General features: G+C 38.8%; 3 protein-coding genes and 1 pseudogene. 1 reads left to right on the top strand and 3 read right to left on the bottom strand.

Going from position 1 to position 4871, the window contains the following annotated elements:
- Positions 1-379 precede the first annotated feature (379 nt).
- Both H540_RS0121465 and H540_RS0121460 read right to left on the bottom strand, forming a co-directional pair.
- Positions 380-769 carry a VOC family protein gene (locus H540_RS0121465; RefSeq protein ID WP_028402328.1) on the bottom strand — a complete coding sequence of 130 codons (390 nt, stop codon included), beginning with the start codon at positions 767-769 and terminating at the stop codon, positions 380-382.
- A 397-nt stretch (positions 770-1166) separates the two neighbouring features.
- A complete protein-coding gene (locus tag H540_RS0121460; RefSeq protein ID WP_028402327.1) occupies positions 1167-2327 on the bottom strand; it encodes a DUF4317 domain-containing protein in 1161 nt (386 codons plus the stop codon).
- A 759-nt stretch (positions 2328-3086) separates the two neighbouring features.
- Between H540_RS0121460 and H540_RS0121450 the strand changes: the two genes are divergently transcribed.
- On the top strand, positions 3087-4043 hold the full coding sequence (locus tag H540_RS0121450; RefSeq protein WP_028402326.1) for a patatin-like phospholipase family protein: 957 nt from the start codon (positions 3087-3089) through the stop codon (positions 4041-4043).
- Positions 4044-4439: 396 nt separating this feature from the next.
- On the opposite strand, the pseudogene H540_RS0121445 reads toward H540_RS0121450, so the two are convergent.
- Positions 4440-4871 (bottom strand): annotated as a pseudogene (locus H540_RS0121445) (IS6 family transposase); the annotation flags it as partial.

The following is a 4871-nucleotide window of genomic DNA, read 5'->3' as shown; positions in this document are numbered from 1 at the left end:
CAAGGGGAGAAGTCTGTCCAAAATCAAGTGAACCTCATTCATCAACTATTCGGTATTCCAGCATAAAATAGATTCCACTAGGAAACGTTTCGCCTCTTTATATCCTCCCCAAGTATTTGCACCAGAACCTAAACGAGAAGTCTACTGCTTCCCCAATTTTGCGTAATAAATGTTGTTTCGGTACGAATTCTTCTAAGTTTATGTATACCAAGCGATGTTGCTTATCTTCTTGTTTTCCCATCATAGTCGAACAAAACCTCCAAAATAAAAAGAGCCTATGTAGTCTATCGTACTACATAGGCTCTGAAAGTTCCCGAAGAAGTTGATTAACTCGAAGAGTTTGTCAACAGCCCCGTAATGGCAGCCTTTATCTTTTTACTTATAAATCTTTTTGATCAACATTTAGTTCAATCAAATTACCATCTAGGTCGGCACAGAAAATTTGTGCGAATCCGCTTTTTCCGTATGGTTTTTCAAGGATTTCAACTTCATTCTGTTTTAACCATTCAAGAGTGTCATAGTAGTTCTCAACTCTAAGGGCAAAGTGACCTTCTCTGCTTGATAAGATTTTATCCTGACGAATCGTCTGTGAAGAGGGATCAACTATCAAGTGGAGTTGCTGTCCCTCGATTTCATACCAAGCACCTGGAAAATCAAAATCAGGACGCGGTATTTCTTTTAAAAATAAAATTTTGCCATAAAAATCTTTTGCTCTTTCCAAATCTGTAACAGTAAGACTTACATGATGGAGGCATTTATATTTAATCAAAACCTTCACTTCTTTCATTTCAATTAATTTATTTTTTACCTTAGTCGTTTTACGGCTAAGATGAACCCCCAGCACCGCAGCTGGAGCAACTTAACTGCACCGTTAGTGAAAAAGCGTTCCTGCTTATTGGAGAAACGCACCTGTTACTTTAAGTACATTTTTTCACAATCTTATAGGCTCGTTAGGCAGCATAATGTCCCTGCACCTACTCGAATACATTTTGTATGGGTAGAAACATTAAATCCGGCGATTTACTGTTCTGACCTGATTTGCTGTATTATAATGTTGTTGGAACCAATCCTAAAACAAAAATAGTTGCTACCTACCATTTGTAGAGAACCAACTAAAATTCATTAATATATTGTAATGAATCAAGGAAACTGTCCCTCAAAACCCACTAGAGTGTCTTCGTTTCCAGTCGAAATCCTTCGACGACCACATCTTCATCGATCTCTATTAATAGGCACCGTTTTCCATTGTAAGTAATATATTGTACATTTTTCAGGTCTTTCGGGCTGACGGATACATTTGCCATCTTCGTCTTGATCTTAATGGATTTAGGTATTAAACTGCTTGCTTTGATTTCACGTTTTTCGTCATCTACCACACTTTTGAAGGCTTGTTCCACTTTGGCGGTATCCACATTTTCGACACCGCTTACCTCTAAGATGCGTTCGATGTCCCGATAATCCAACATAGGAGATTCACTTTCTTCATTTTCTTCATTCTCCTGTACCATCTTATCGATTTCCTCATAGACATTAGAAATGACCCTGGAATCCACTTCGTCTCCCACTACTATTTTTAAAATTTCTTCGAAGCTGTCCTTATCTTCCACGGCAGTAATAATATCTTCACAGTTGAGAACTTCTTCTATAAATGAATCCTCTGGTTGATTCACTTTCCCTCCACAATAGATAATATGATTCACATCTGCCGAATTATCATTAAAGGCAGGAAACAGAAAACCTGTTAACGGAGAAGTCAAATTAATAATGGGATCAACTGCGTTATTCGATTTGAATTCTTTCTCGATATAATCAAACAGCAAGGCTTTTTTCGGCTGATCGGTTTTATTGAGACTGCAAAGGATAAACTCGTTGGAATAAACCTCATCATTCCCTCCTTCTTCGGATTCCGGATCCCGTTTCCTAGTCGCCTTTTGATATTCTCCCCGGATAAACGTCACCACTGTATCAAATTCATAAGCAGCATGTGCAAACATTTTCCCGACGATTTTCAGCATGTTTTCTTTCCAATCTTCTGTTGATTCTGCTCGTAATCCTTCGAAGAGGATAGTTTGTGTGCTGTCTTCCACATCGCGTTGAAATTTCAGCTCAAACAGTTTGGCATCAAGATGACCTGTCAAAACCTTTTTAAAGTTTGCTAAAAATAATTCTTGTGCTTCCTGTTCTAACATTTGAAACGGTTGACTGACTTGATGGTAAATCTCACCTGATTCTTTCTTTACATAAACATTTAGGATTTCACGAATTTTCATAAGATGATTGTCTAATTTAAATTGCTTTCGGATATTAGCAATGTCTTTTTTATTCATTTGTCTCAACTCCCATTTTCGATTATACTGTTCAGACAATAAAATAGTAATACTTGATATTATTTCAATTTTAATAGTTGAAAGGAATAAAGTTCGTATCGTCCTATTTTTATAGAGAATAAATCTCCACTCACTCTAAATGATTTTTAACGTGTTACGAACGGATACTCCAGCTTTAGTTCAATAAAAAAGCCGCCTGAATCGGCAGCAGGATATTTAAGGAACGCACCCTTTAGTTTAAGTGTAATTCTTCACAATCCTGTTGTTGGAAAAAGCGACCTCCATCTTGAAGGATCGCACGATATTTAATAATAATCAATAACCTTTTGTGCACAAGGTTGCAAAATAACCTGTTTGAGGACGGAACAGGCAGCCGTCACCCTCGTTGGAGATCGGGATTGTCACCCTGCTAAAATCTTGCATGCTAGGAAGCCGTAGCCCACCGCTATGGCTTTTTTATTTTCTTTCAAGCTTTTTTTGATTGTACTTTCTGACTTTCTCATCACCCATTACATACAAAGTACGTGCATAATAAATTCCCGTTTGGCTTGCCCGTACTGCCACTCAAACGTAGTCTCCTCTATCCTCGTCGTGGTATTTTTTTATATACTCGATGGAGTCTTTCCTTGGATGTTTAGCTACATAATCCGGCTCCTGAAGGATTTCAGTTCAAAGAGGTATTCATTACCCATACAACAGACACGAAATAAACATATACTGAATGATACTTGTGATCAGATTAGAAAGGAGAAATCAGCTTTGACAAAATATCGGATCATGTCCTTTGATGGAGGCGGCACCTTAGGTGCTTTAAGTTTACAACTTTTGAACAGACTGGCTCAGCAAAACCCAAAATTAATTAGTCGAACCAATGTTTTTTCGGGAAATTCAATCGGTTCATTCACTGCCCTTGCGTTAGCAAGTGGAAGATCGCCGAAGGAGACACTCCAGTTTTTTAAGGATAAAATCCTGCCGGCATTCAGCGTTTCCCGACCAGGTGGACCTGTTTTTAACCAACAATTACCATATTCTGGTTTCATTAAAGCGATACAAACATTTTTTCCACCAGATCTTCTCCTCAAAGACTTAAAAAGACGAATTGTTGTCCCTGCATTTCATTTATTCTCACCGGAGCTGAATCGCTGGACGCCTGTGTTATTCCACAACTTTCCTGGCTCTCCCTATTTAAATGAGAAAGCGAGTGATGTAATACTACGGAGCAGTGGTGCTCCCGCGACGCAACGAGCCTATCAAAACTACGTGGATGGGTATACAGTAACAACTAACCCCAGTACAGCCAGTATCGCGTTTGCAGTGGGGAAAGCCAAACAGCCGTTGGATCAAATTGCGGTATTATCCATTGGAACAGGTGAAGAGCCGACTCAGTTAAGAAGAGATACGAAGGGGTGGGGAATGGTGAGTGCAGATAACATACGCCCCGAAAATATGAAGAACCTTCCCCCAAATTGGGGAGCTCTTTTGGACCGATCGCCCAATGAACCCTTATTGCCATTTCTTCAGATTGTCGCTAGTGGATCCGGTTACTATGAATCCATGGTCAGTTCTCAGCTTCTAGGAAATCGTTTTTTTCGGTTAAATCCACGGATCCCTAATTTCTCCAAAACGGACCCTTCTGTGGTTCCCGCTGTCATTTCAATTGCTAACAAAACAAATTTACAACCTGCAGTTCAATTTATAGAGAAAAACTGGAATTAATAAAATTATCCCATAAATCTGATTGAATTTTTTGTTTTTATTGCAAGCATTTGGATTTTTTATAAAAAACAGCCAGAACCTGGCTGTTTTTATTTATTTATTCAGTTCTTCTTCAACTAAACTGCCCGTTCGTATTATAAGGTCACCAGATATTTCTGGTTGACCATTTTTTTTGTGGTCTTATTATAATGGTAGCCGGGGTAAAACGTAACTGCCCGTGGGGCTTTGCCCCCGTCAACTAAACAGTTTTCCCCCTACTTGTAGAAACATGATTGAGGCTGGTTGGGACTTGGATCTCGTATAACAAGCGAAGCTGTGATACTACAAGAAGGAAGGTTCTGGTGCGAAAATAATGTTATAAGAAAATAGAACCCATATAATCTGTTAACTTATGGGTTATGATGCTATTCCGAATAACTTATGTATGAATTCAATCTCACTTTGGACAGACTTCACCTTGGGTGAACTTGACCTTTTTCAGCATATGCATCACCTCTACTCCACAGATGATCCGTTTGGCTGTTTGAAACGTTTTTAATCCTAACATAGAACGGTCTCGCTTCTTTATAAAGCGATGATCTTGCTCTACTATGTTATTCAAGTACTTCTGTTGTCTAAGTTGCATACCGTCAGGTATGCTTTTCTCTTTTTTCAACTGTTCAATTGCTATAGGATAAGCCGGATTCTTATCGACTGTTATGACACGAGGTTTAGAAACATGCAAAGACCGCAAAGCTTTCTTAAAGAAGTGCTTTGCAGCCTGTTTGTCTCTTGTTTTACTGAGATAAAAATCAATCGTGTTTCCTTCGGAATCCACTGCACGATACA

The sequence above is a fragment of the Ectobacillus panaciterrae DSM 19096 genome (genome assembly GCF_000430785.1).
Lineage (GTDB): Bacteria > Bacillota > Bacilli > Bacillales > Bacillaceae_G > Ectobacillus > Ectobacillus panaciterrae.
The sequence above is the reverse complement of the archived record's forward strand: the minus strand, read 5'-3'. Positions and strand labels throughout refer to the sequence as shown.

What these genes read in the sequence shown, in the direction of transcription:
- H540_RS0121460 (WP_028402327.1), bottom strand. Translation starts at nt 2,327, where the DNA reads ATGAATAAAAAAGACATTGCTAATATCCGAAAGCAATTTAAATTAGAC.